This is a genomic window from Variovorax durovernensis (assembly GCF_977011995.1).
Genome location: NZ_CDRNCW010000001.1, coordinates 3,964,841 through 3,991,156, shown reverse-complemented (window position 1 = coordinate 3,991,156; position 26,316 = coordinate 3,964,841). Strand labels below are relative to the sequence as shown.

Genomic DNA, 26,316 nt, shown 5'->3' with positions numbered 1-26,316 from the left:
AAAGAGACAGACAGCATGAGCGCTGAAGACAACAAGGGCCGCATCGCCATCGTCACGGGGGCGGGTTCCGGCATCGGCCGCGCCGCGGCGCTGGCGCTGCTGGGCGACGGCTGGAGCGTGGCACTGGCCGGGCGCCGGCTGGAGCCGCTGGAACAGGTCGCCGAAGAATCGGGCGCCGGTGCGCGCGCCTTCGCGGTGCCTACCGACGTGGCCAAGGCCGATTCGGTGCAGGCCTTGTTCGCCGCCACGGTCGAACGCTTCGGGCGTGTCGACCTGCTGTTCAACAACGCAGGTGTGGGCAACCCGCCCGGCCCCTTCGAGGACTGGACGCCAGAGCAATGGCAGGGCGTGGTCGACATCAACCTGACGGGCATGTTCTTCTGCATCCAGCAGGCGTTCCGCACGATGAAGGCGCAGACGCCGATGGGCGGCCGCATCATCAACAACGGCTCCATCTCTGCCACCGCGCCGCGCCCCAATTCGGCGGCCTACACGGCGACCAAGCATGCGGTCGAGGGTCTGACCAAGACCGCGTCGCTGGACGGCCGCAAGTACGACATCGCGGTGGGGCAGGTCGACGTGGGCAATGCGATGACCGAGCTGGCCGCGCGCATGGCCAAGGGCGTGCCGCAAGCCAATGGCGAACTCGCGATCGAGCCGCTGATCGACGTGAAGATCGTCGGCCAGTCGGTGCTCTACATGGCGAACCTGCCACTGGAAGCGAACGTGCTGTTCCACACCATCATGGCGACGAAGATGCCCTTCGTCGGGCGCGGCTAAGCAAAGAGCCGCGTCAGGCGGGCGCGCGGCGGGCCAGAGTGCCTGCCGTGAGCGGGGCTGCATCGGCCGGCCAGGTGTCGGCGATGTGGCCATGCTGCCAGACAGCTTCGCATGCGGCCTCGAAGGCGGGCCGCCCGGCTGCCAGCGCGGCGCCGATCATGCCGGCCAGCACGTCGCCGGTGCCGGCGGTCGCCAGGCGGGCGTTGCCTGTCAGGTTGATGACCGGAGGCGCTCCGCTTGCGTCCGAAACCACCGTCCCCGATCCCTTGAGCACGGCGACCGCGCCGAAGCGCAATGCAAGCTGGCGCGCCGCCGCGAGCCGGTCGGCCTGGATGTCGGCGGCCGTGCAGTCGAGCAGGCGAGCTGCTTCGAGCGGATGCGGGGTGATCACGGTGGGCAATCCGTCTTTTCCGCGCGATGCGAGTTGCGCCTGCAGCGCGCTGTCGGCCGCGATGGCGTTGAGAGCATCCGCATCGAGCACCAATGCAGCGGCTGTCGCCAGCACGCGCGGCAGGAGTTCGCGCACGGCTTCGCCGCCGCCGCAACCGCAGACGGCGGTCATTGCCGACAGGTCGAGCGAGCGGGCGTCGCGCAGCATCAGCTCTGGCTGTGAGGTGTCGACGACGGCCGCGCCTGGGTCGAGCAGGCCGACGAACACCCGGCCTGCGCCGGCATGCAGCGCGGCTGATCCTGCCAGCAGCGCCGCGCCCGCCATGCCGGACGCTCCTCCGATCACCGCGACGTCGCCGTAGCTGCCCTTGTGCGAGGCATGCGCGCGCGGCAGTGCCCTCGGCGTGCCGGCGAGCCGGGCGGTTGGCTGATCCTTGATGTGGCTGCAGCCGAGATCGTCGAACCAGGTGATGCCTGCTGCGTCGCGCCCTTGTGCGGTGAAGAGGCCGGGCTTCAGCGTAAGAAAGGTGATGCAGTGGCGTGTCGAGTCGGTCGTGCGGTCGGCGTCTTTCGGCAGCGCGCCGGTGTCCGCATTCAACCCTGACGGCACATCGACACTGAGCACAGGCTGCGCGCTCGCATGCATCTGCCGTAGCCATTCGGCCATCGTGCCTTCGGGTGGTCTTGTGGAGCCGATGCCGAGCAGTGCGTCGATGGCGAGCTCGTAAGCGGTCGGCGGGTTCTCTGCAAAGGTGACACCCGCGTCGCGGGCACGCTGCAGTGATGTTTTCGCATCCGGCGGCAGCCGGCTCTCGTCCCCGGCGAACGTGATCACGGGAAAGAAGCCTCGATGCCGCAACTGCGCCGCCGCCTCGAAGCCGTCGCCGCCGTTGTTGCCGGGCCCGCAGGCCACCCAGATCGTTCGCGCCTGCGGCGCAATGGCCATTGCGAGTCGCGCGACCGCGAGGCCGGCGCGCTGCATCAATGTGTGAGCAGGCAGCGCGGCTGCCGCGGCCTGCTCGATGCGGCGCGTGGCGGCGATGTCGAACAGGTCTGCGGCGGTGGCGGGTGTGATGCGTTGCATCGATCCATTGTGCCGCTGCGTTGCCTCTCTATCATCGGTGGATGAACTTCAAGAGCGTCGCTTGGGTGCTCGCCCTGCTTGTCGCAGGGCTTGTCTTTTTCCTGGCCGCGACCATTGCCTGGATCGCCGGGCTGGCATGGGTGTTGGCCTTGCTGGGTGCCGTGTGGGGCGTCTTCCTGTTGGCCCATTTGAAACGCTGGGTGCCGATGAGGGATTTGGCCTGGGCGGCCAATGTCGGCATCGGTGTCAGCGTGATTCGCTGGTTCGATCTGCCGGCCGGGAGCGTTTCGGGTCTGGCGCGGTTGGCCCTGTTTGGTGCCGGGGTGATGTGCCTGGTTTTCTTCGCCTTGATCGGCCCCGGCTTGCTGGGATGGATCGCCGAGCGCCTGCGGCCGCCGCCGGAGCCCGAACTGCCCGTCGAGCAGCCCGCAAGCCCGGAGCGCCTGCGCCGCTGGGATCCTAAAGACTGAGGCGCTCGACGCCGAGCCCTTCGAGGTCGATCCCCGGATCCTGGCCCGCGATCAGGTCGCCCAGCACGCGTGCGCTGCCGCACGACAGCGCCCAGCCGCTCGATCCGTGGCCGAGGTTGAGCCATACGCCCGGGATGCCGCTGGCGCCCAGCACCGGCGGGCCGTCCGGCAGCATCGGCCGTGCGCCTTTCCATTGCTGTACGCCCGACTGCAGGGTTGCCGCACCTGGAAACCAGTCGTGCAGCACCTTGTAGAGAAGCTGCACGGAGGCCGGATTCATCGTGTCCAGCGAGCCGCCGATCTCAGCGCTGCCGGCCACGCGCACGCGCTGGCCCAAGCGGGAGATGGCGACCTTGTAGCGCTCGTCCATCACCGCGCTGCGCGGGGCATTGAGCGGCTCGCGCACCGGTGCGCTGACCGAATGACCGTAGACCGGCGCCATCGGAATGCGCAGGCCCAGCGGGCGCAGCAGCGTGGCCGAGGCCAGGCCTGCACACACGACGATGGCGTCGTAGCGCACGGGGTCCGAGCCGCTGGCCAGCGACAGCGAAGTGGGCGCGGCGCGGCTCAGCGGCGCGATGTCGCAGTTGAAATGAAACTGCGCGCCCAGGGCCTCGGCCTCCCACTTGAGCAGCAGCGCGAACTGGCGGCAGTTGGCCACTTCGTCTTCCGGCAGGTAGATGGCGCCCGCCAGCGGGGTTTCGGGGTTGAGCGCGGGCTCGATCAGGCGGGCCTCGTCGGCATCGACTTCCTTGAAGACGCTGCCTGCCGCGCGCAGCACGTCGAGCCCGGGCTGGACCAGCTTTTTCTCGCGCTTGGAGCGCAGCAGCACTAGGTAGCCGTCGCTGCGCTCGTAGCTCAGCTCGCGCGCCTCGGTCACTTCGTGCAGCCGGGTGCGGCTGTAGAAGGCCAGCCGTTGCATGCGGGCGCGGTTGGCGAGGTAAGTCTCGAGCTTGCAGGCCTTCTGCCAGCGCGACATCCAGCCGATGTCGCGCGAACTCAGGGGCCAACGCAGCTTGATGGCGCCATGCGAGGACAGCAGCGAGCGCAGCACCTTGCCGCGCATGCCGGGAGCGGCCCAGGGGGTGACGTATCCGGGGGCGACCACGCCCGCATTGGCGAAGCTGGCTTCTTCGGCGGCGGCGCCCCGGCGCTCGAACACGGTCACTTCATGGCCGTCGGAAACCAGTTCCCAGGCGGTGGTGACGCCGATGATGCCGGCGCCCACGATCGCGATTTTCATTGAATGTTCTAGATAAGAGAGACGGCGGACGCCCGTAGTATGGGCGAAGCCAGCTATTGATTCTGTAGCGTGCACTCGGTTTGCAGGGCTAACGCGAGCACGGCGTCGTCGTGCAGCGCGGCATGCCACAGCATGAGGCCGACCGGCAGTTCGCCGGGGATGTGGCAGGGCAGCGAGATGGCGCAGCCGTCGAGCATGTTGACGATCGACGGATTGCGCAGCAGCAGTCCGTTGATGCGGAAGAACTCGTCGTCGCGCTCGGCTCCCGGCGCCACACTGGCAATGGAGGGCGCGGTGATCGGCACCGTGGGCGACAGCATGGCGTCGAAAGGCGCCAGCGCGGCTTCGACGCGGGCGATCCAGTCGCGGCGGGCATGGATCAGGTCGATGTATTCATGCGCCCTCATGCCGGCACCGCGCAGGATGCGCTGGGCCACGCGCGGGTCGTAGCCGGCGCCGCTGCGTTCCAGCAGCAGCCGGTGCCAGGCGTGGGACTCGGCCGCCGAGAAACCGCCGGTGGCGTTGATGGTTGCCAGCTCGGCCAACTCGGGGAGCGCGATCTCTTCGATGCGGGCGCCGGCGGCGCGCAGCCGCTTCAACGAGCGCTGGAAGGCGGTGTCGACGGTGGGTTCGATGTCGTCGAAGAACACGTTCTTCACCACGGCGATCCGGTAGGCGGCCAGGGGCGCATTGCCGGCCGTGACGCGCCGCGCGGCAAGAATTTCGTGCGCGGTGATGGCGTCGCGCACCGACCGCGTCATGGCGCAGACGGTGTCGAGCGTGGTCGAAAGCGGCAGTGCGCCGTCGGCGGGTGTGAGGCGGGCGGTGTTCTTGAACCCGACGATGCCGTTCAGCGCCGCCGGAATGCGGATCGAGCCGCCCGTGTCGGAGCCCAGGCCGATGAAAGCGGCGCCGCTGGCCACCGAGATTGCGGCGCCTGACGACGAGCCGCCCGGAATGCGGGGCGTGGCGGTGTCGCTCACGTTGGCGGGCGTGCCGTGGTGCGGATTTACGCCGACGCCGGAGAAGGCGAACTCCGTCATGTTGGTGCGCCCGGTCAGTACGCCGCCCGCAGCGCGCAGCCGCGCTACGGCGAGGGCGTCGGTACTGGCGGCTGGTGCATGCGACAACACCACGGAGCCGGCGGGCGTCGGCTGGCCCGCGATATCGAACAGGTCCTTGCTGGTGAAGGCCAGCCCGGAAAGCCGGCTTTCGGTGTCGGTGCCGGCAACGGTCTGGCGGGCCTCGTCGAACATCGTTCGGGTGAAGACGTGGGCGCAGGCTGCCGACTGCGAGACGTCGATGGCGCGCTCCAATTCGGTGCGTACATCGGAGCCACCTGCCAGGAGGGAGAGACGGGTGGCGTGGAGGTCGTTCATGTGTGGGGCTGCAGTGCCGCGAGGACGGCTCGGGTTCAGGAAGAGGGCAGAGTGGCCGTGCTATACTCTTTGGGTTTCGCTGGTCGAGCGACGGCTCCCGTTGCATCCAGCCAGACACATCCGCAAACCGGCCCAATCAAGGTGTTGTGACTCCATCCAAAAGAGCACAAAACGGGCTGGATTTTAGACCCAACCTTTGGAGTAATTTCAATGTCTACCACCATGCGCGAAATGCTGGAAGCCGGTGTCCACTTCGGTCACCAAACCCGCTTCTGGAACCCCAAGATGGCTCCGTTCATCTTCGGTCACCGCAACAAGATTCACATCATCAACCTGGAAAAGTCGCTCCCGATGTTCCAGGACGCGATGAAGTACGCCAAGCAGCTCACGGCCAACCGCGGCACGATCCTGATGGTCGGCACGAAGCGCCAGGCCCGTGAAATCGTGGCTGCCGAAGCCCGCCGCGCCGGCGTGCCCTTCGTTGACACCCGCTGGCTCGGCGGCATGCTGACCAACTTCAAGACCGTCAAGACCTCGATCAAGCGTCTGAAGGACATGAAGGCCCAGCAAGAAGCCGGCCTCGACTCGCTGAGCAAGAAGGAGCAACTGACCTTCTCGCGCGAAATCGAGAAGCTCGAAAAGGACATCGGCGGTATCCAGGACATGACCGCTCTGCCCGACGCCATCTTCGTGATCGACGTGGGCTTCCACAAGATCGCCGTGGCTGAAGCCAAGAAGCTCGGCATTCCGCTGATCGGTGTGGTCGACTCCAACCACTCGCCCGAAGGCATCGACTACGTGATCCCCGGCAACGACGACTCGTCGAAGGCCGTCACGCTGTACGCACGTGGCATCGCCGACGCCATCATCGAAGGCCGCAACAGCGCCACCGGTGACGTGGTCAAGGCCATCGCCGAAGGCGGCAGCGACGAATTCGTCGAAGTCGAAGAAGGCGCTTCGGCCTGATCGGCGCGCTCGCGAGCCTGAAGAAGGGGCTTTGGTGCCCCTTTTTTTTAACCTGATTTTTGGATTTACGGAGATACACAAATGGCTGCAATCACCGCAAGCATGGTCGGCGAACTGCGCGCGAAGACCGACGCGCCCATGATGGAATGCAAGAAGGCCCTGACGGAGGCCGACGGCAACATGGAAAAGGCCGAAGAGCTGCTGCGCATCAAGCTCGGCAACAAGGCCGGCAAGGCATCGGGCCGCATCACCGCCGAAGGCGTGGTCACGGCTTTCGTCGACGGCGCTGCCGGCGGCATGATCGAAATCAACTGCGAAACCGACTTCGTCACCAAGAACGACAGTTTCCTGGCCATGGCCAACGCTGCCGCGATGCTGGTCGCCAGGAACAACCCCGCGGACATCGCTGCCCTGGGCGCGCTGGCCTATGAGCAAGACGGTTTCGGTCCCACGCTCGAAGACGTGCGCAAGGGCCTGATCGGCAAGATCGGCGAGAACATGAGCTTCCGCCGCTTCAAGCACTTCACGGGCAACGGCAAGCTGGCTTCGTACCTGCACGGCACGCGCATCGGCGTGATGGTCGAGTTCGAAGGCGACGACACGTCGGCCAAGGACGTTGCGATGCACATCGCCGCCATGAAGCCGGTCGCCATCCAGGCTTCCGACGTGCCTGCCGACCTGATCGAAAAGGAACGCGCAGTTGCCAAGGGCAAGGCCGACGAAGACCGCAAGACGGCCGAAGCCGAAGGCAAGAAGCCGCAGCCGGACGACATCGTTGCCAAGCGCATCGAAGGCGGCGTGCAGAAGTTCCTGAAGGAAGTCTCGTTGCACAACCAGCCGTTCGTCAAGAACGACAAGCAGACCGTCGAGCAGATGCTCAAGGCCGCCAACACCACGATCAAGGGCTTCACCCTGTACGTGGTCGGCGAAGGCATCGAGAAGAAGGTCGACGACTTCGCCGCCGAAGTGGCTGCGCAAGTTGCTGCTGCCAAGGCTGCTGCCTGATCCAGCCGCCACACAAGCGGCGGTGCGCGAACGCGTGCCGCCGCTTTTTCACCGCTACGTTTTACACTCGCCCCCGCCAACTCAAGGAAATTGCCCATGTCTGATGCCCGTCCAGCCCACAAGCGAATCTTGTTGAAGCTGTCGGGAGAGGCGTTGATGGGCGACGACGCTTTCGGCATCAACCGCGCCACCATCGTCCGCATGGTCGAGGAAATCGCCGAAGTGGTGAACATGGGTGTCGAGGTGGCCGTGGTCATCGGCGGCGGCAACATCTTCCGCGGCGTCGCAGGAGGCTCCGTCGGCATGGACCGCGCCACTGCCGACTACATGGGCATGCTGGCCACCGTGATGAACGCACTGGCGCTGGCCGACACCATGAACAAGCAGGGCCTGGTGGCCCGCGTGATGTCAGCCATTGCCATCGAGCAGGTGGTCGAGCCCTATGTGCGCCCCAAGGCCCTGCAGTACCTCGAAGAGGGCAAGGTCGTGGTGTTCGCCGCCGGCACGGGCAACCCGTTCTTCACCACCGACACCGCTGCCGCGCTTCGCGGTGCCGAGATCGGCGCCGAGCTGGTGCTCAAGGCGACCAAGGTCGACGGCGTGTACACCGCCGACCCCAAGACCAACCCCAATGCAACGCGCTACGCCACGCTGACTTTCGACGAGGCAATCGCGCAAAATCTCGGCATCATGGACGCCACGGCCTTCGCGCTGTGCCGCGACCAGAAGCTGCCGATCAAGGTGTTCTCGATCTTCAAGAACGGCGCGCTCAAGCGTGTCGTGATGGGCGAGGACGAGGGCACGCTGGTGCATGCCTAGGAGTATTTGAGATGACCATTGCAGACATCCGCAATGCGACCGACGCGAAGATGAATCAGTCGCTCGCCGCATTCCAGAACAACCTCACCAAGATCCGTACGGGCCGTGCCAATTCGGCACTGCTCGATTCGATCCACGTCGAGTACTACGGCTCCCAAGTGCCGCTGAGCCAGGTGGCCAACGTGTCGGTGCTCGATTCGCGCACCATCAGCGTCCAGCCCTGGGAAAAGGGCATGGGCGCCAAGATCGAGAAGGCCATCCGCGAAAGCGACCTGGGCCTGAACCCCGCCTCGATGGGCGACCTTATCCGCGTGCCGCTGCCCGCCATGAGCGAAGAGCGCCGCAAGGAAATGACCAAGCTGGTCCGCAACGAAGGCGAAAGCGCCAAGATCGCCACGCGCAACCTGCGCCGCGACGCGAACGAGTCGGTCAAGAAGCTGGTCAAGGACAAGCTGGCGTCGGAAGACGACCAGAAGCGCGCCGAGGCCGAGATCCAGAAGGTCACTGACCGCCACATCGCGGAAATCGACCGCCTGGTCGCGGCCAAGGAAGCGGAGATCATGGCCGTTTGAGGCCTGCCATGGCCTCGTCAACGCCGCGCACCCCGCATCACGTTGCCATCGTCATGGACGGCAACGGCCGTTGGGCGACGCGGCGCTTTCTGCCCCGCGTCGCGGGGCACAAGCAGGGCGTCGAATCGCTGCGCCGCTGCGTCAAGGCCTGCGCCGACCGCGGCGTGGGCGTGCTCACGGTGTTCGCGTTTTCGTCCGAAAACTGGAACCGCCCCGTCGAGGAGGTTTCCGGGCTCATGGAACTGATGGTCGGCGCGCTCGCCCGCGAGGTGCCCCGGCTGAGCAGCGACGGCGTACGGCTGCACTTCGTCGGAGAGCGCGGCGGGCTGTCGCCGAAGATGGTGAAAGGCCTGGTCGACGCCGAGGCCGCCACCGCGCACAACGAGCGCATGGTGTTCAACGTCTGCTTCAACTACGGTGGCCGGTGGGACATCGCTCAGGCGGCGGCCAAGCTGGCGGCTCGGGGCGAAGCCATAACTGAGGCAAGCCTCGACCGGGCAATGGCCCTGGCCCATGTGCCCGATCCCGACCTGTTCATCCGCACGGGCGGCGAGCAGCGGTTGTCCAATTTCCTGCTCTGGCAGAGTGCCTACGCCGAGCTTTTCTTCAGCGACAAGCTGTGGCCGGAATTCGACGAGGCTGCGCTGGACGAGGCCATCGCCGCGTTCCAAAGCCGCGAGCGTCGCTTCGGCCAAACCTCGGCACAGGTCTCGGCTCCCCAGAGCCAGACGGCCTGAAAGCCCGACAACCTCTCGCATGCTCAAACAACGCATCCTCACGGCGATCGTGCTGCTCGCGATCCTGCTGCCGGCGCTGTTCTATCGAAACTACATTCCCTTTGCCTGCGTGATGCTGGTGCTGATCGGTGCCGCTGCCTGGGAGTGGGGGCGCCTGAACGGCTATGGCCAGCGGCTGGCGGTGTTCCTGGGCATCGAGACGGTGGTGCTTTGCGCGCTGTCGTGGTGGCTGGGCCTGCTCGAACAGTCGCTGGTGCTGATGTGGACCCTGGCCGGCGCTGCCTGGGTGCTGGGTGGCGCGCTGCTGCTCCGCGTGGCGGTGCCGGGCTGGCCGCGGATTCCGCGCGGGCTGCGGCTGGTCGGTGGCCTGTTGGCGCTCTGGGTTGCATGGCTTGCGGCGGTGCAGGCGCGCATGGTCGGCATCAACTTCCTGCTGTCCATCCTGGTGCTGGTGTGGGTCGCCGACGTGTTCGCCTATTTCGCCGGCCGGGCCTTCGGCCTCAAGTTCACCCGCAACAAGCTCGCTCCCGCGATCAGTCCCGGCAAGAGCTGGGAAGGTGTCTGGGGCGGCATGATCGGCGTGGTGGTGCTGGCTTTTGCCTGGGTCTGGGCCGACAAGGCGACGGGCGCGACCGTCGCCAGTCTCTACACACGGCTCAACGAGCGCGGCTGGTGGCTCCTGCTGCTCGGTGCGCTGTTTCTTGCGGCGATGAGCGTCGTGGGCGACCTCGTCGAATCACTTATCAAGCGAAGCGCCGGCGCCAAGGACAGCAGCAAGCTGCTGCCCGGCCACGGCGGCGTACTCGACCGCGTGGATGCCCTCTTGCCGGCGCTTCCCATTGCCATGATGCTGGCTTTCCTGTGAACACTCCCAAACAACGCGTCACGGTGCTCGGTTCGACCGGTTCGGTCGGCGTCAGCACGCTCGACGTCATTGCGCGCCATCCCGAGCGTTTCGAGGTGTTTGCGCTGTCCGCCGCCACCAAGGTGGACGAACTGCTGGCGCAATGCGCGCGGTTCCTGCCGCGTTTCGCCGTCATGGCCAGCGCGCCGCATGCGGCACTGCTGGCTGAAAAGATCAAGCAGAACAACCTGAAAACCGTTGTCCTGGCTGACAGTGATGCTCTTGAAAAGATAGCGGCGCACGAAGATGTCGACGCCGTCATGGCCGCCATCGTCGGCGCAGCGGGCCTCGGGCCCTGCCTGGCCGCCGCGCGTGCCGGCAAGCGCCTGTTGCTGGCCAACAAGGAGGCGTTGGTCGTCGGGGGCGAGTTGTTCATGCGTACGGTGCGCGATGGCGGGGCCATGCTGCTGCCTATCGACAGCGAGCATTCGGCCATCTTCCAGTCGCTGCCAGAAGATCCGACAACCTGGTCGCGTCGCATCGACAAGATCATTCTGACTGCCTCGGGCGGCCCATTTCGCACGCGCGCGCCCGAGACACTGGGCGCAGTGACGCCCGAGCAGGCTTGTGCCCATCCGAACTGGGTGATGGGGCGGAAGATCTCGGTCGACTCGGCCACGATGATGAACAAGGCGCTCGAAGTGATCGAGGCGCGCCACCTGTTCGGCGTCTCGCCCGAGCAGATCGAGGTCGTCATCCATCCGCAGAGCGTGGTGCACTCGATGGTCCAGTTCACCGACGCATCGGTCATCGCCCAGCTCGGTACGCCCGACATGCGGGTGCCGATCGCGGTCGGCCTGGCCTGGCCCGAGCGCATCGAGAGCGGCGCGGCTCGGCTCGATTTCCGCCAGATGGCCTCGCTGACTTTCACCGCGCCCGATGCGGCGCTCTTCCCGGGGCTGGGACTGGCATGGCACGCATTGCGCGCGGCGCCGGGTACGACGGCCGTGCTCAATGCCGCCAACGAGGTCGCGGTTGAAGCATTCCTAAACCGGCGGCTTCGTTTCGACCGCATTCATGCGGTCAACATGGAAACTTTGGAGACGGTCTCCCCCTCCAAGCCGGCATCGCTGGCAGACCTGCTGGCAATCGATGCCAGCGCCCGTGCGGCGGCCAATGCCGCGGCGCTGCGTTTCGCAGCCTGACGACGACCCACCCTTACAACTCAGAGGACCCGGATGCTTACTGTCATAGCCTTTGTGGTCGCGCTCGGTGTGTTGATCGCGGTGCACGAATACGGCCACTACCGCGTCGCGGTGGCCTGTGGCGTCAAGGTGGAGCGCTTTTCAGTCGGGTTCGGCAAGGTGCTGTTTCGCTGGCAGCCCAAGCGGCAGCATCCGGGGCAATCGACCGAGTTCGTCATCGGTGCGTTCCCGCTGGGTGGCTACGTCAAAATGCTCGACGAGCGCGAAGGCCCGGTGGCCCCTGAAGAGCGCCATCGTGCCTTCAATACCCAGCCGCTGCGCTCGCGGGCGGCCATCGTCGCCGCGGGACCGATCGCCAACCTGCTGCTGGCGGTGGTGCTTTACACGGCGGTCAACTGGATCGGCGTGCAGGAACCGGTCGCCAAGCTGGGCCGCCCGGTGGCGGCTTCGATGGCCGAGTCCGCGGGCCTGCATGGCGGCGAATACATCACCCGGGCGGGCTTCGACGGCGACCTGTCGCCGGTTCAGTCCTTCGAGGACCTGCGCTGGCGCATGACGCGCGGCGCGCTCGATGGCCACGACCTGACGCTCGAAGTGGCGGGAGAGGGCGGTCGGCCCGCACGCACGCTGGTGCTTCCCCTGAGCAGCCTCGAGAGTCGGGATGCCGATCCGCAGATGTTCCGCAAGATCGGCGTGCTCGCCCCCCTGACGAAGCCGGAAATCGGCGAAGTCATGCCCGGCAGCGCCGCGGAGCGCGCAGGCCTGCGCAACGGCGACGTTGTGCGCGCCATCGGCGACACGGCCATCGTCGACGGACAGCAGCTGCGTGAAGTGATCCGCGCCTCGGTCGACGGCGGCCAGCCGCGTACCCAGGCCTGGAAGATCGAGCGTGGCGGGCAGTCGCTCACGATCGACGTCAAGCCCGAGGTGCGGGAAGAGGGCGCCGCCAAGGTCGGCCGCATCGGCGCCTACGTGGGCGGCCCCCCAGAGATGGTGACGGTGCGCCAAGGGCCGGTCGACGGCGTCTGGCGTGGCGTGGTGCGCACCTGGGAGGTGTCGGCGCTGACCGTGCGAATGATGGCCAAGATGGTCATTGGTGAAGCCTCCCTTAAGAATTTGAGCGGTCCGCTCACCATTGCCGACTATGCCGGCAAGTCCGCCAGCCTCGGCCTGACACAGTATCTTGTCTTCCTTGCGCTCATCAGCGTGAGCCTTGGCGTGCTCAATCTCATGCCGCTGCCGGTCCTCGATGGGGGGCACCTGATGTATTATCTTTGGGAGGGCCTGACCGGGAAAAGCGTCTCTGACGCCTGGATGGAACGGCTGCAGCGGGGCGGGGTTGCCCTGTTGCTGGTCATGATGTCGGTCGCACTCTTCAACGACGTCACGCGGCTCTTTGGTTAACTTTCTGCCGGCCCTTTCCGTGCCGGCTCAATTCACAGATGAACAAAAACTTCAGTCGCTTTCGCCTGCGTAGCGTTGTCGCGGTGGTTGCCAGTGCGCTCGCCGCCACGGCCGCCTGGGCCGTCGAGCCTTTCACAGTGCGTGACATTCGCGTCGAAGGCTTGCAACGCGTCGAAGCCGGCACGATCTTCGCGTCGCTGCCCCTGCGCGTGGGCGATACCTACAGCGACGAGCGCGGTTCCGCCGCGATCCGCGCGCTGTTCGAATTGGGGTTGTTCAAGGATGTGCGCATCGATGTGAACGGCAATGTGCTGGTGGTGATCGTGGAAGAGCGTCCCACCATCGCGGACGTCGACTTCGTCGGCACCAAGGAATTCGACAAGGCCGCGCTGACGAAGGCGCTGCGCGAGGTCGGCCTGACCGATGGCCGTCCGTACGACAAGGCACTGACCGATCGCGCCGAGCAGGAGCTCAAGCGCCAGTACGTGAGCCGCAGCCTGTACAACGCGCAGGTCGTGACCACCGTCACCCCCATCGAGCGCAACCGCGTCAACCTGACCTTCACCGTCACCGAAGGCGAGTCGGCCCGCATTCGCGAAGTGCACGTGGTGGGTAACAAGGCCTTCAGCGAATCGACGCTGCTGAGCCTGTTCGACCAGGACAGCGGTGGCTTCATGAGCTGGTACACGAAGTCGAACCAGTACTCGCGCGCCAAGCTCAATGCCGACCTCGAGACGCTGCGCTCGTACTACATCACGCGCGGCTACCTCGAGTTCCGCATCGACTCGACTCAGGTCGCCATCTCGCCGGACCGCAAGGATCTGACGGTGACGGTGAACATCACCGAAGGCGAGAAGTTCGTGGTGGCAGGCGTCAAGCTCGACGGCAACTACCTCGGCCGCGATGACGAGTTCAAGTCGCTCATCACCATCAAGCCGGGCGAGCCCTACAACGGCGAGCAGGTCACGGAGACCACCAAGGCCTTCAACGACTATTTCGGCACCTTCGGTTACGCGTTCGCCCGTGTGCAGGCGCGTCCCGACATCGACCGCGTCAACAACCGCGTCACGCTGACGCTGCAGGCAGAGCCTTCGCGCCGCGTGTACGTGCGCCGCGTGATGGTCGGCGGCAACAACAAGACCCGCGACGAAGTCATTCGCCGCGAGTTCCGCCAATACGAAGCCTCGTGGTACGACGGCGACAAGATCAAGCTGTCGCGAGACCGTGTCGACCGCCTCGGTTTCTTCACCGAAGTGAACGTCGAAACGCAGGAAGTGCCGGGTTCGCCCGACCAGGTGGACCTGACGGTCAACGTGGCCGAAAAGCCCACCGGCAGCTTGCAGCTGGGCGCCGGCTATTCGAGCTCCGACAAGGTCGCGCTGACCTTCGGCATTTCGCAGGAAAACGTATTCGGCTCCGGTAATTTCCTGGGCGTGCAGGTCAACACCAGCAAGTACAACCGTACGCTGTCGCTGACCACGACCGATCCTTACTTCACCAAGGACGGCATTTCGCGCACGATCAGCGTGTACCACACCACGACGCGGCCGTACTCGACGTCGGAAGACGGCGACTACAAGCTCGTCAACCAGGGCGCCTCGATCCGTTTTGGCGTGCCGTTCAGCGAGATCGACACGGTGTTCTTCGGCATCGGCCTGGAGCGCTACGCGTTCGATCCGAACCGGTCGTCGATCTTCGCGGGCCTGTACACGCCGAATTCCTATCTCTCCTACTTCCAGTGCAAGAAGGATTCGACCGGATTCTTCGTGCTCGGCTGCGACCAGAAGAGCGTCTGGGGTGTTCCTCTGACCGTCGGCTGGGGCCGCGACAGCCGCGACAGCGCGCTGACCCCGACCACGGGCCGTATGCAACGCGCCAACCTCGAATTGGGCGTGGGCGGCGACATGAAGTACATCAAGACGAACTACCAGTACCAGCAGTTCTTCGCGATCAACAAGCAGTACACCTTCTCGGTCAACGGTGAGGTCGGCTATGCCAAGGCGCTTGGCGGCAATACCTACCCGATCTTCAAGAACTTCTATGCCGGTGGTCTCGGATCGATTCGCGGCTTCGAGCAGAACTCGCTGGGTCCGCGCGACGTGCCGCTCTTCGGCCAGACCGATGGCGCCGCGCTGGGCGGTACCAAGAAGGCCATCTTCAACGCCGAGCTGAGCACGCCTTTCCCGGGTGCCGGCAACGACCGTACGCTGCGCCTGTACAGCTTCTTCGACATCGGCAACGTGTTCGGCTCCCGTGCGCCCGGCCTGACGGATGCGCAGTGGAGCGCCCAGAAGAAACTGCGTGCCTCGGTCGGTCTCGGCGTCAGCTGGATCTCGCCGCTGGGCCCGCTGCGCCTGGCTTATGCCTTCCCCATCAAGTCCCAGAAGGAAGTCACGGATCCGAGCACCGGCCTCGTCACTATCCCGAAGGATAGAATCCAGCGCCTCCAATTCCAGATCGGAACGTCTTTCTAAATGAAGCATTTGATTCGCGCCGCGGCTGGCGCGTTGTTGATTCCCGCTCTCGTGTTCGCTGCTGCGCCTGCCCAGGCGCAAGCACAGGAAACCTTTCGCATCGGTTTCGTGAATCCGGACCGCGTGCTGCGCGAAGCCCAGCCCGCCAAGGCTGCCCAGGCCAAGCTCGAGGCGGAGTTTCTCAAGCGCGAGAAAGACCTGACCGCGCAAGGCGAGGCGCTGAAGGCCGCGTCCGAGAAGTTCGAGCGCGAGGCGCCCACGCTGTCCGAATCCCAGCGTGTTTCGCGCCAGCGTTCGCTGGTCGACCAGGATCGTGACTTTCAGCGCAAGCGCCGCGAGTTCCAGGAAGACCTGAACGCGCGCAAGAACGAAGAGCTTCAGCAGGTCTACGAACGCGCCAACCGCGTCGTGAAGCAGGTGGCCGAGGCTGAGAAGTACGACGCCATCCTGCAGGAAGCGATCTACATCAACCCGAAGCACGACATCACCGACAAGGTGATCAAGGCGCTGAACGCGTCGGTCGGCTCTTCTACGCCCGCGGCCGGCAAGTAACGCCGCGAACCGGCGTGTCACTGCAGCTCGGAGCCATCGTTGACGCCCTTGGGGGCGAGCTTCATGGCGATGCGACGCTGTCCATCGAGCGGCTGGCGCCGCTCCAGAATGCACAGCCTGATGCGCTCAGCTTCCTGAGCCATCCCAAATACCAGCAGGAACTGGCGGCGTCGAAAGCTGCCTGCGTGATCGTGTCGCCCGCCATGCGCGAGGCGGCCGCCGCGCGCGGCGCTTTCATCGTCACGCCTGATCCGTATTTCTACTTCGCGCGCCTGACGCAGCTCTGGAAGGCGCACCATGCACGTCCGGAGGCCGACCGCATCCATCCCAGCGCGGTGATCCACGCCGAGGCGCATGTCGATGCCACGGCACGCATCGGCGCGCTGTGCGTGGTGGAGCGGGGTGCGCGCATCGGCGCGGGCACTGTGCTGAAGTCGCGCGTAACGGTCAGCGAAGATTGCTCGATCGGCGAACGCTGCCTGCTGCACCCCGGCGTGGTCATCGGTGCCGACGGCTTCGGCCTTGCGCTGCACCAAGGACAGTGGGTCAAGATCGAGCAGCTGGGCGCGGTGCGCATCGGTAACGACGTCGAGATCGGCGCCAACACCTGCATCGACCGCGGCGCGCTCGACGACACGGTGATCGAAGACGGCGTCAAGCTCGACAACCTGATCCAGATCGGCCACAACGTGCGCGTCGGCAAGAACACCGCAATGGCGGGCTGCGTCGGCGTGGCGGGCAGCGCGACCATCGGCGCCAACTGTACTTTCGGCGGCGGCGCCATCGTGCTGGGCCACCTGACGGTGGCGGACGGTGTCCACGTGTCCGCCGCAACCATTGTTACCCGTTCGATCCACAAGGCCGGCCAATACACCGGCATGTTTCCCATCGATGACAATGCGAGCTGGGAAAAGAATGCGGCAACGCTCAAGCAGTTGCATACCCTGCGCGAACGACTGAAGGCGCTGGAGAAGGCTCCCTCGAAAAAATGACGACGATGCAGGAACAGAAAATCATGACGACGACGCTCGATATCCATCAAATCCTCAAGCTGCTGCCCCACCGCTACCCGTTCCTGCTGGTGGACCGCGTGCTGGACATGGAAAAGGGCAAGCGCATCACGGCGCTCAAGAACGTGACGATGAACGAGCCGTTCTTCAATGGCCACTTTCCGCACCGCCCGGTGATGCCGGGCGTGCTGATGCTCGAAGCCATGGCCCAGGCCGCGGCGCTGCTGTCGTTCCATTCGCTCGACATCGTGCCGGACGACAACACGGTCTATTACTTCGCCGCCATCGACGGCGCGCGCTTCAAGCGCCCCGTGGAACCCGGCGACCAACTCACGCTCGAAGTCGAGATCGAACGCATGAAGGCCGGCATCTCGAAGTTCAAGGGGCGTGCCCTGGTGGGCAGCGAGCTTGCCTGCGAGGCCACGCTGATGTGCGCGATGCGCCAGATCAGCTGATCCGGTCGCAGCCAGCCATTTCACAAGGCATGACCCAGGTTCATTCGACAGCACTCGTCGACCCCCAGGCAGAACTCGACGCCTCGGTGTCGGTCGGCCCCTATACCGTGATCGGCCCGCATGTGCGGATCGCCGCGGGCACCACCGTCGGCGCGCACTGCGTGATCGAAGGGCGCACGACCATCGGGCGCGACAACAGGATCTTCCAGTTCTCGTCCCTGGGCGCCGTGCCGCAGGACAAGAAATACGCCGGCGAGCCGACCGAGCTCGTCATTGGCGACCGAAACGTCATCCGCGAGTTCTGCACGTTCAACCTCGGCGTGCCGGGGGCGGGCGGCGTGACGCGCGTGGGCAGCGACAACTGGATCATGGCGTACACGCACATCGCACACGACTGCCGCGTAGACAACCACACCACGCTGTCCAACAACACCACGTTGGCGGGACATGTGCACCTGGCCGACTGGGTCACGGTCGGCGGGCTCACGGGCATCCACCAGTTCGTTTCGATCGGTGCCCACGCCATGCTCGGCTTTGCCAGCGCCGTGACGCAGGATGTGCCGCCTTTCATGCTGGTCGACGGCAATCCGCTGGCTGTGCGCGGCTTCAACATCGTTGGCCTGCGCCGGCGCGACTTCTCCGCACAGCGGCTCGCTGCGGTGAAGCAGATGCACCGGCTGCTGTACCGCCAGGGCAAGACGCTCGAGGAGGCGCGCACGGCCATTGCCGCGCTCGCGGCTGAAATGCCGGAAGCCGCCGGCGACGTCGCGCTGATGGAATCCTTCCTCGCCAACTCGACGCGCGGCATCGCTCGTTGACGTGACCGCGATGCAGAAGGACGGACAGCGACGCTTTGCGCTGGTCGCTGGCGAAGCTTCCGGCGACTTGCTCGCGGGGCTGTTGCTCGACGGGCTGCAGGCCCGCTGGCCGGACCTGCAGACGGTAGGCATCGGCGGTCCCCGCATGCTGGCCCATGGCTTCCAGAGCTGGTGGCCGCAGGAAAAGCTCGCGGTGCGCGGCTATGTCGAAGTGCTGCGGCACTATGCCGAGATCGCCGGCATCCGCCGCCAGCTCAAGGCCCGCCTGCTGCGCGAATGGGCCGAATTGTTCATCGGCGTCGACGCCCCCGATTTCAATCTCGACCTCGAAGCAGGCCTGCGCAGCCGCGGCATGAAGACGGTGCATTTCATCTGCCCGTCGATCTGGGCCTGGCGGCCTGAGCGCATCGAGAAGGTCCGGGCCGCGGCCGACCACGTGCTGTGCATCTTCCCCTTCGAGCCCGCGTTGCTGGCGGAGCATGGTGTTGCAGGCAGCTACGTCGGCCACCCGCTTGCCAACGTGATCCCGATGACGCCCGACCGCGCTGGCGCACGTGCCGCCATGGGCTTTGCGCCCGACGCCCAGGTCGTGGCCTTGTTGCCCGGCAGCCGCCGTTCGGAAGTGCGCTACCTGGCGGCCCGCTTCTTCGCGGCCGCGGCGCTGATGCAGAAGGAGCGGCCGGAAGTCCAGTTCGTGGCGCCCATCATTCCGAGCTTGCGCGCGGAAGTCGAGGCGCTGCTGCAGGCCAGCGGCATGACCGGCCGCGTGAAACTGCTCGACGGCCAGTCGCATGCCGCACTCGCCGCCTGCGACGCCACGCTGATCGCCAGCGGCACTGCCACGCTCGAAGCGGCGCTGTTCAAGCGGCCGATGGTCATTGCCTACAACATGAATGCGCTCTCCTGGCGCCTTATGCAGCGCAAGCAGTTGCAGCCCTGGGTCGGCCTGCCCAACATCCTGTGCCGCGACTTCGTGGTGCCCGAACTGCTGCAGGAAGCCGCCACTCCGGAGGCGCTCGCCAAGGCCACGCTGGCCTGGCTCGACGCCCCGGAGAAGACCCGGTCGCTGCAACAAAGATTTTCAGAGCTGCATGTGCAATTGCAGCGCGATACGCCGACACTTTGCGCCGATGCGATCCAGAAAGTTCTTGAAGGCTGAGCAAGCCCCGCTGGTGTGGGACGCACCGGGCCTGATGGCGGGCGTCGACGAGGCGGGGCGCGGGCCCCTGGCCGGGCCCGTGGTGGCGGCGGCCGTGATCCTCGACGACCTGCGGCCGATCCGCGGGCTCGCCGACTCCAAGACGCTCACCGCCCTGCAGCGCGAACGCCTGCACGACCAGATCCTGGCCAAGGCGCTGTGCTGCTCGATCGCGCAGGCCACGGTCGAGGAAATCGACACCCACAACATCCTGCAGGCCACCATGCTCGCAATGCGGCGCGCCGTCGAAGGCCTGCGGCTGAAGCCGGTGAAGGTGCTGGTCGACGGCAACCGCCTGCCGACGCTGGACGTGCTGGCCGAGGCCATCGTCAAGGGCGATGCCCGGGTCAAGGCGATCTCGGCGGCGTCGATCCTGGCGAAGGTGCACCGTGACCGCCTGTGCGAGCAGCTGCACACCGAATTTCCCCATTACGGCTTTGCCGGCCACAAGGGCTACGGCACGCCCGAGCATCTCGAGGCGCTGAAGCGCCACGGAGCCTGCGTGCACCATCGCAGGTCTTTCAGCCCGGTGGCGGCGGCGCTGGCCCGCACGGCTGCCGAGAGCGCCGGGGCGGAATCCGTGTCGCCTCATGCGATGGTCATTGGCGTGACCGAGTCCGTGCGCCTCGACCTGCGCGCCGCCCCCTGAACCCCGAATGACCTCCGACACCGGCGCCAGCCACATCAGCTCGCGCGACAACCCGTTGCTGAAGGATCTGCGCAAGCTGGCGCAGGACCCGGGCGCCTACCGCAAGCTGGGCCGCATCTGGCTCGAGGGCGATCACCTGTGCCGGGCGGCGCTGGCGCGCGGCGTCAAGCCGGCGATTGCGGTGTTTTCCGAATCCTTCTGGCCGCAGGCGCCGGCCGAATGGGCCAGCGGCGCGGTCAGGACAGTCGTCGTCAGCGACGATCTCCTGCGCGGCGTCAGCGGCCTGGAGTCGCCGGCGCCCATGGGCTTCGTGCTCGACCTGCCGGCCCGCCCCGAATTGCTGCCCGACGCGCCCAGCGTGGTGCTCGACCGCCTGCAGGATGCCGGCAATGCCGGTTCCATCCTGCGCAGCGCCGCGGCATTCGGGTTTACCCAGGTGATTGCGCTCAAGGGCTCGGCCGCGCTGTGGGCGCCGAAGGTGCTGCGTGCCGGCATGGGCGCTCATTTCGGGCTTCGGCTGATCGAAGGCGTGGACGCAGAGGCGCTGGACGCCTTGACGGTGCCGCTCATGGCCACCAGCTCGCACCGCGGCGAGTGGCTGCACAAGGCCGACTTGCCGCACCCCTGCGCCTGGCTCATGGGGCACGAAGGGCAGGGCGTGTCGGCCGCGCTGGAGGCCCGGGCCACCCACCACATCCGCATTGCCCAGCCCGGCGGCGAGGAGTCGCTGAACGTGGCCGCCGCCGCCGCAATTTGCCTGCATGCCAGCGGAGCGGCCCTGCAGGCCGAATAGCACATCCAGTCCGAGCTACAATCGGGGGCTTACTCGCAAATCAGCGTCGCCCGGCCGCCTTTAACGCCAAAATCCCCTTAAGCAGCAGCTCGCAGGCAATGTGTCCTGGGGCTCCGGGCGACCGTAACCATCCGGAGAACCCAGTGCTTTTGTCTCTCAAGGGAAGTTTCCCGCCCGCCATCCTGGCGCTCGCAGACGGCACGGTCTTTCAAGGCAATTCGATCGGCGCCGCCGGCTCCACGACCGGTGAGGTGGTGTTCAACACCGCCATGACCGGTTACCAGGAAATCCTCACCGACCCGAGCTACTGCCAGCAGATCGTGACCCTCACGTATCCGCACATCGGCAACTACGGCGTCAATGGTGAAGACATCGAAGCCGACAAGATCCATGCCGCGGGCCTGATCATCAAGGACCTGCCCCTCGTCGCCTCCAATTTCCGCAAGACCGCGACGCTCACCGAATATCTGGTGGCCGGCAAGACTGTGGCCATCGCGAACATCGACACCCGCAAACTCACGCGTCACCTGCGCACCCACGGCGCGCAGAACGGCTGCATCCTGGGCCTCGCGGAAGGCGAGACCGTGACGCAGGCGTTGATCGACAAGGCCATCGCCGCCGCCAAGGCCGCGCCGAGCATGGCCGGCCTCGACCTCGCCAAGGTGGTGTCGGTCACCCAGACCTACGAGTGGACCGAGACCGAGTGGAAGCTCGTCAACCTGAACGGCAAGCCGGGCTACGGCGTGCAGATCACGCCCAAGTTCCATGTGGTTGCCTTCGACTACGGCGTCAAGAAGAACATCCTGCGCATGATCGCCCAGCGCGGTGCGCGCATCACCGTGGTGCCGGCACAGACGCCCGCGGCCGACGTGCTCAAGCTCAAGCCCGACGGCATCTTCCTGGCCAACGGCCCCGGCGACCCGGAGCCTTGCGACTACGCCATCAGCGCCGTCAAGGAACTGATCGAGACGGGTATTCCCACCTTCGGCATCTGCCTGGGCCACCAGATCATGGCGCTGGCCTCCGGCGCCAAGACCTTCAAGATGAAGTTCGGCCACCACGGCGCGAATCATCCGGTGAAGGATCTCGACAACGGCCGCGTGAGCATCACCAGCCAGAACCACGGCTTCGCGGTCGACGAGAAGTCGCTGCCGGCCAACCTGCGTCCCACCCACATCAGCCTGTTCGACAACACGCTGCAGGGCCTGGCGCGCACCGACAAGCCAGCGTTCTGCTTCCAGGGCCACCCTGAAGCTTCGCCGGGCCCGCACGACATCGGCTATTTGTTCGATCGCTTCACGGCACTCATGGAAAAGCACAAGACGGAGAACAAGAATGCCTAAGCGCACAGACCTCAAATCGATCCTCATCATCGGCGCCGGCCCGATCATCATCGGCCAGGCTTGCGAGTTCGACTATTCAGGCGTGCAAGCCTGCAAGGCGCTGCGCGAAGAGGGCTACAAGGTCATCCTGATCAACAGCAACCCAGCGACGATCATGACCGATCCGGCCACGGCCGACGTCACCTATATCGAGCCCATCACCTGGCAGACGGTCGAGAAGATCATCGCCAAGGAACGCCCTGACGCGATCCTGCCGACCATGGGCGGCCAGACCGCGCTGAACTGCGCGCTCGACCTCTGGCGCAACGGCGTGCTCGACAAGTACACCGGCGCGGCCACCAACAAGCCGGTCGAGCTGATCGGCGCCACGCCCGAGGCCATCGACAAGGCCGAAGACCGCCTGAAGTTCAAGGACGCGATGACCAAGATCGGACTGGGCTCGGCCCGCTCCGGCATCGCGCACTCGATGGAAGAGGCCTGGGCGGTTCAGAAGAGCGTCGGTTTCCCGACGGTCATTCGCCCCAGCTTCACGCTCGGCGGCACCGGCGGCGGCATCGCCTACAACCCGGAAGAATTCGAGACCATCTGCAAGCGCGGCATCGAAGCCTCGCCCACCAACGAGCTGCTGATCGAAGAGTCTCTGCTCGGCTGGAAAGAGTACGAGATGGAAGTCGTGCGCGACAAGGCCGACAACTGCATCATCGTCTGCTCGATCGAAAACCTCGACCCGATGGGCGTGCACACCGGCGACTCGATCACCGTGGCCCCCGCGCAGACGCTGAGCGACAAGGAATACCAGATCCTGCGCAACGCCTCGCTGGCCGTGCTGCGCGAGATCGGCGTGGACACCGGCGGCTCGAACGTGCAGTTCTCGATCAACCCGAAGGACGGCCGCATGGTCGTCATCGAGATGAACCCGCGCGTGTCGCGTTCGTCGGCGCTGGCCTCCAAGGCCACCGGCTTCCCGATCGCCAAGGTCGCCGCCAAGCTGGCCGTGGGCTACACGCTCGACGAGCTGCGCAACGAAATCACCGGCGGTGCCACGCCCGCGTCGTTCGAACCGTCGATCGACTACGTGGTCACCAAGATCCCGCGTTTCGCCTTCGAGAAATTCCCGCAGGCCGATTCGCGCCTCACCACGCAGATGAAGTCGGTGGGCGAGGTGATGGCCATGGGCCGTACCTTCCAGGAGTCGTTCCAGAAGGCCCTGCGCGGCCTGGAAGTGGGCGTCGACGGCTTGAACGAGAAGACGCAGGACCGCGAAGTGCTCGAAAAGGAACTGGGCGAGCCCGGTCCCGAGCGCATCTGGTACGTGGGCGATGCCTTCGCCATGGGCCTGAGCGTGGACGAAGTGTTCGCACTGACCAAGATCGATCCGTGGTTCCTGGTGCAGATCGAAGAGATCGTGAAGATCGAACTCGAGCTGGAAACCAAGTCGCTCGACGACATCGACCGTGACACGCTGCTCGCGCTGAAGAAGAAGGGCTTCTCCGACCGCCGCCTCGCGCGCCAGCTGAAGACCACCGACACGGCCATCCGCGAGAAGCGCCGCGCCCTGGGCGTGCGCCCGGTCTACAAGCGCGTCGACACCTGCGCGGCCGAGTTCGCGACCAACACGGCCTACATGTACTCGACGTATGAAGACGAGTGCGAGGCCGACCCGACCGACAAGAAGAAGATCATGGTGCTCGGCGGCGGTCCCAACCGCATCGGCCAGGGCATCGAGTTCGACTACTGCTGCGTGCATGCCGCGCTCGCCATGCGCGAGGACGGCTACGAGACCATCATGGTCAACTGCAACCCCGAGACCGTGTCGACCGACTACGACACCTCGGACCGCCTGTACTTCGAGCCGCTCACGCTCGAAGACGTGCTCGAGATCGTCGACAAGGAAAAGCCGCTCGGCGTGATCGTGCAGTACGGCGGCCAGACGCCGCTGAAGCTCGCGCTCGACCTCGAAGCGAATGGCGTGCCGATCATCGGCACCTCGCCCGACATGATCGACGCGGCCGAAGACCGCGAGCGCTTCCAGAAGCTGCTTCATGAGCTGGGCCTGCGCCAGCCGCCGAACGCCACCGCGCGTACCGAAGCCGAAGCCCTCGAGAAGGCCGCGGCACTGGGCTATCCGCTGGTGGTGCGCCCGAGCTACGTGCTCGGCGGCCGCGCGATGGAAATCGTGCACGAACAGCGCGACCTCGAGCGCTACATGCGCGAGGCCGTCAAGGTCAGCAACGACTCGCCGGTGCTGCTCGACCGCTTCCTGAACGACGCCGTCGAGTGCGACGTCGACTGCATCCGCGACGCCGAAGGCGGCACGCTGATCGGCGGCGTGATGGAGCACATCGAACAGGCCGGCGTGCACTCGGGCGACTCCGCCTGCTCGCTGCCGCCCTACAGCCTGAACGCCGACACGGTGGCCGAGCTGAAGCGCCAGAGCGCCGCAATGGCGGCCGCGCTGAACGTGGTCGGCCTGATGAACGTGCAGTTCGCGATCCAGCAGAAAGACGGCAAGGACGTCATCTACGTGCTCGAAGTGAACCCGCGCGCCTCGCGCACCGTGCCCTACGTGAGCAAGGCCACCGGCATCCAGCTCGCCAAGGTGGCGGCGCGCTGCATGGCAGGCCAGTCGCTGAAGTCGCAGGGCGTGACGAAGGAAGTCACGCCGCCGTACTTCAGCGTGAAGGAAGCGGTGTTCCCGTTCGTCAAGTTCCCGGGCGTGGACACCATCCTCGGCCCCGAGATGAAGTCGACCGGCGAAGTGATGGGCGTGGGCAAGACCTTCGGCGAAGCCTTCGTGAAGTCGCAGCTCGGTGCCGGTACGCACCTGCCGAAGTCGGGCAAGGTCTTCATCTCGGTGAAGAACAACGACAAGGCACGCGCGGTGGAAGTGGCGCGCGGCCTGGCCAAGCTGGGCTTCGAGCTGATCGCCACCAAGGGCACGGCTGCCGCGATCAGCGCCGCCGGCATCGAATGCGCGACGGTGAACAAGGTGACCGAAGGCCGCCCGCACATCGTGGACATGATCAAGAACAACGAGATTGCCCTGGTCATCAACACGGTGGAAGAGCGCCGCAACGCCATCACCGATTCGCGGCAGATCCGCACCTCGGCACTGTTGGCACGCGTGACCACGTTCACCACGATCTTCGGCGCCGAAGCGGCGGTCGAGGGCATGGGCTTCATGGACGAGCTGGGCGTGATCTCGGTGCAGGAGATGCACGCGCAACTGGCCGCGGCCTGAGCGTCGCAATCATGGAAACGCAGCTCGTCGAACTGGACCTGACGGACTGGAACGCGGCCACGCCCAACGAGGCGTGGATCGCGGAACTCGAAGCGGGCAAGGTGCTGTACTTTCCGCGCCTGGGCTTCGAGCTGCTGCCCGAAGAGCGCAGCCTGCTGACGCCGAGCCTGCTGTCGCCCGACGTGCGCAACATCAGCCTCGATGCCAACGGCAAGCTCAAGGGCGCCGTGGGCGACGAGGCGGTGCAGCGCACGGCGGCCGCGATGGTGGGGCGCTTCCGGGCGCAGGCCACGCAGCTCATTCACGGGTTGCTGCCGCATTACACGCCGGCCCTGCGGCTGGCGCCCACCAGCTACCGGCCGGCACAGGTCGAGACGCGCGTGCAGTCATGGCGCGCGGACGATCGGCGTTTGCATGTCGATGCGTTCCCGTCGCGGCCCAACTACGGCGAACGCATCCTGCGTGTTTTCACCAACGTCAATCCCGAGGGTGCGCCGCGCGTCTGGCGCGTGGGCGAGCCTTTCGAGGATATCGCCAAGCGCTTCCTGCCGCGCGCCAAGCCCTATGTGCGCTGGCAGGCCAAGCTGTTGCAGGCGCTGCACGTGACCAAGTCGTTCCGCAGCGAGTACGACCACCTGATGCTGCAGTTGCACGACGGCATGAAATCGGACATGGCGTACCAGGAAAGTTCGCCGCAGGAGACAGCCAAGTTCCCGCCCGGTTCGGTGTGGGTGTGCTTCTCCGACCAGACCTCGCACGCAGTGATGGCCGGGCAATACATGCTCGAGCAGACCCTTCATCTGGCTGCATCGAAGCAATACAATCCTGACTCGAGCCCGCTCGCCATTCTGAGCCGGCTGACCGGACGCACACTCGTCTGATCAA

General features: G+C 65.8%; 24 protein-coding genes. 21 read left to right on the top strand and 3 right to left on the bottom strand.

What is annotated here, in order from left to right; genetic code table 11:
* Positions 1 to 15: 15 nt before the first annotated feature.
* Positions 16 to 780, top strand: a complete 765-nt coding sequence (locus ACWV14_RS18970; protein WP_409195367.1) for an SDR family oxidoreductase — start codon at positions 16 to 18, stop codon at positions 778 to 780.
* 13 nt (positions 781 to 793) lie between these two features.
* Here the strand turns inward: ACWV14_RS18970 and ACWV14_RS18965 are convergent, their stop codons facing one another.
* Positions 794 to 2,254 (bottom strand): NAD(P)H-hydrate dehydratase, encoded by a 1,461-nt coding sequence (locus ACWV14_RS18965; RefSeq protein WP_454903054.1) that lies wholly within the window; start codon positions 2,252 to 2,254, stop codon positions 794 to 796.
* A gap of 41 nt (positions 2,255 to 2,295) precedes the next feature.
* Between ACWV14_RS18965 and ACWV14_RS18960 the strand changes: the two genes are divergently transcribed.
* Positions 2,296 to 2,724, top strand: a complete 429-nt coding sequence (locus ACWV14_RS18960; RefSeq protein ID WP_454903053.1) for a hypothetical protein — start codon at positions 2,296 to 2,298, stop codon at positions 2,722 to 2,724.
* Here the strand turns inward: ACWV14_RS18960 and ACWV14_RS18955 are convergent.
* Complete coding sequence (locus tag ACWV14_RS18955; protein ID WP_454903052.1) at positions 2,714 to 3,967, bottom strand: D-amino acid dehydrogenase; 1,254 nt, start codon at positions 3,965 to 3,967, stop codon at positions 2,714 to 2,716. The two genes, ACWV14_RS18960 and ACWV14_RS18955, sit on opposite strands and share 11 nt — an antisense overlap.
* A 53-nt stretch (positions 3,968 to 4,020) precedes the next feature.
* The gene (locus tag ACWV14_RS18950) at positions 4,021 to 5,346 is read right to left on the bottom strand and encodes an amidase (protein ID WP_454903050.1); all 1,326 of its coding nucleotides are present in this window, start codon (positions 5,344 to 5,346) and stop codon (positions 4,021 to 4,023) included.
* Positions 5,347 to 5,556: 210 nt separating this feature from the next.
* Here ACWV14_RS18950 and rpsB point away from each other — a divergent pair, with 210 nt between their 5' ends.
* The 19 genes from rpsB to ACWV14_RS18855 all read left to right on the top strand — a co-directional run bounded on the left by rpsB (position 5,557) and on the right by ACWV14_RS18855 (position 26,312).
* Entirely contained in the window at positions 5,557 to 6,312 is a 756-nt protein-coding gene (gene rpsB, locus ACWV14_RS18945) for a 30S ribosomal protein S2 (RefSeq protein ID WP_081267266.1), read from the top strand.
* An 81-nt stretch (positions 6,313 to 6,393) separates the two neighbouring features.
* A complete protein-coding gene (gene tsf / locus ACWV14_RS18940; RefSeq protein ID WP_081267265.1) occupies positions 6,394 to 7,317 on the top strand; it encodes a translation elongation factor Ts in 924 nt (307 codons plus the stop codon).
* 96 nt (positions 7,318 to 7,413) lie between these two features.
* Positions 7,414 to 8,136 (top strand): UMP kinase, encoded by a 723-nt coding sequence (gene pyrH, locus ACWV14_RS18935; RefSeq protein ID WP_454903048.1) that lies wholly within the window; start codon positions 7,414 to 7,416, stop codon positions 8,134 to 8,136.
* Positions 8,137 to 8,147: 11 nt separating this feature from the next.
* Positions 8,148 to 8,708 carry a ribosome recycling factor gene (gene frr, locus ACWV14_RS18930; RefSeq protein WP_081267263.1) on the top strand — a complete coding sequence of 187 codons (561 nt, stop codon included), beginning with the start codon at positions 8,148 to 8,150 and terminating at the stop codon, positions 8,706 to 8,708.
* An 8-nt stretch (positions 8,709 to 8,716) separates the two neighbouring features.
* A complete protein-coding gene (gene uppS / locus ACWV14_RS18925; RefSeq protein WP_454903047.1) occupies positions 8,717 to 9,445 on the top strand; it encodes a polyprenyl diphosphate synthase in 729 nt (242 codons plus the stop codon).
* 19 nt (positions 9,446 to 9,464) lie between these two features.
* Positions 9,465 to 10,310, top strand: a complete 846-nt coding sequence (locus ACWV14_RS18920; RefSeq protein WP_454903045.1) for a phosphatidate cytidylyltransferase — start codon at positions 9,465 to 9,467, stop codon at positions 10,308 to 10,310.
* Positions 10,307 to 11,494, top strand: coding sequence for a 1-deoxy-D-xylulose-5-phosphate reductoisomerase (gene ispC / locus ACWV14_RS18915; RefSeq protein WP_454903043.1), 1,188 nt, complete (start codon positions 10,307 to 10,309; stop codon positions 11,492 to 11,494). Before ACWV14_RS18920 ends, ispC begins: the two co-directional genes overlap by 4 nt.
* A gap of 33 nt (positions 11,495 to 11,527) precedes the next feature.
* Positions 11,528 to 12,898, top strand: a complete 1,371-nt coding sequence (gene rseP / locus ACWV14_RS18910) for an RIP metalloprotease RseP (RefSeq protein ID WP_454903041.1) — start codon at positions 11,528 to 11,530, stop codon at positions 12,896 to 12,898.
* Positions 12,899 to 12,936: 38 nt separating this feature from the next.
* Positions 12,937 to 15,372, top strand: coding sequence for an outer membrane protein assembly factor BamA (bamA, locus tag ACWV14_RS18905; protein ID WP_422086962.1), 2,436 nt, complete (start codon positions 12,937 to 12,939; stop codon positions 15,370 to 15,372).
* Positions 15,373 to 15,924 carry an OmpH family outer membrane protein gene (locus tag ACWV14_RS18900; protein ID WP_422086961.1) on the top strand — a complete coding sequence of 184 codons (552 nt, stop codon included), beginning with the start codon at positions 15,373 to 15,375 and terminating at the stop codon, positions 15,922 to 15,924.
* A gap of 14 nt (positions 15,925 to 15,938) precedes the next feature.
* Positions 15,939 to 16,916, top strand: a complete 978-nt coding sequence (gene lpxD / locus ACWV14_RS18895; RefSeq protein WP_454903040.1) for a UDP-3-O-(3-hydroxymyristoyl)glucosamine N-acyltransferase — start codon at positions 15,939 to 15,941, stop codon at positions 16,914 to 16,916.
* Positions 16,917 to 16,939: 23 nt separating this feature from the next.
* On the top strand, positions 16,940 to 17,389 hold the full coding sequence (gene fabZ / locus ACWV14_RS18890; RefSeq protein ID WP_013541729.1) for a 3-hydroxyacyl-ACP dehydratase FabZ: 450 nt from the start codon (positions 16,940 to 16,942) through the stop codon (positions 17,387 to 17,389).
* Positions 17,390 to 17,418: 29 nt separating this feature from the next.
* Positions 17,419 to 18,207: an acyl-ACP--UDP-N-acetylglucosamine O-acyltransferase gene (gene lpxA, locus ACWV14_RS18885; protein ID WP_081267255.1), complete on the top strand. Its 789-nt coding sequence runs from the start codon at positions 17,419 to 17,421 to the stop codon at positions 18,205 to 18,207.
* A 10-nt stretch (positions 18,208 to 18,217) separates the two neighbouring features.
* Positions 18,218 to 19,366: a lipid-A-disaccharide synthase gene (gene lpxB / locus ACWV14_RS18880; protein ID WP_454903037.1), complete on the top strand. Its 1,149-nt coding sequence runs from the start codon at positions 18,218 to 18,220 to the stop codon at positions 19,364 to 19,366.
* Positions 19,338 to 20,054: a ribonuclease HII gene (gene rnhB, locus ACWV14_RS18875; protein ID WP_454903036.1), complete on the top strand. Its 717-nt coding sequence runs from the start codon at positions 19,338 to 19,340 to the stop codon at positions 20,052 to 20,054. The genes lpxB and rnhB overlap by 29 nt, the downstream gene beginning before the upstream one ends.
* A gap of 7 nt (positions 20,055 to 20,061) precedes the next feature.
* Entirely contained in the window at positions 20,062 to 20,847 is a 786-nt protein-coding gene (locus tag ACWV14_RS18870) for a TrmH family RNA methyltransferase (protein ID WP_454903035.1), read from the top strand.
* A gap of 143 nt (positions 20,848 to 20,990) precedes the next feature.
* A complete protein-coding gene (gene carA / locus ACWV14_RS18865; protein ID WP_454903034.1) occupies positions 20,991 to 22,190 on the top strand; it encodes a glutamine-hydrolyzing carbamoyl-phosphate synthase small subunit in 1,200 nt (399 codons plus the stop codon).
* On the top strand, positions 22,183 to 25,431 hold the full coding sequence (gene carB / locus ACWV14_RS18860; RefSeq protein ID WP_454903032.1) for a carbamoyl-phosphate synthase large subunit: 3,249 nt from the start codon (positions 22,183 to 22,185) through the stop codon (positions 25,429 to 25,431). Before carA ends, carB begins: the two co-directional genes overlap by 8 nt.
* An 11-nt stretch (positions 25,432 to 25,442) precedes the next feature.
* The gene (locus tag ACWV14_RS18855) at positions 25,443 to 26,312 is read left to right on the top strand and encodes a Kdo hydroxylase family protein (protein WP_422086953.1); all 870 of its coding nucleotides are present in this window, start codon (positions 25,443 to 25,445) and stop codon (positions 26,310 to 26,312) included.
* The last annotated feature ends 4 nt before the right edge of the window (positions 26,313 to 26,316 follow it).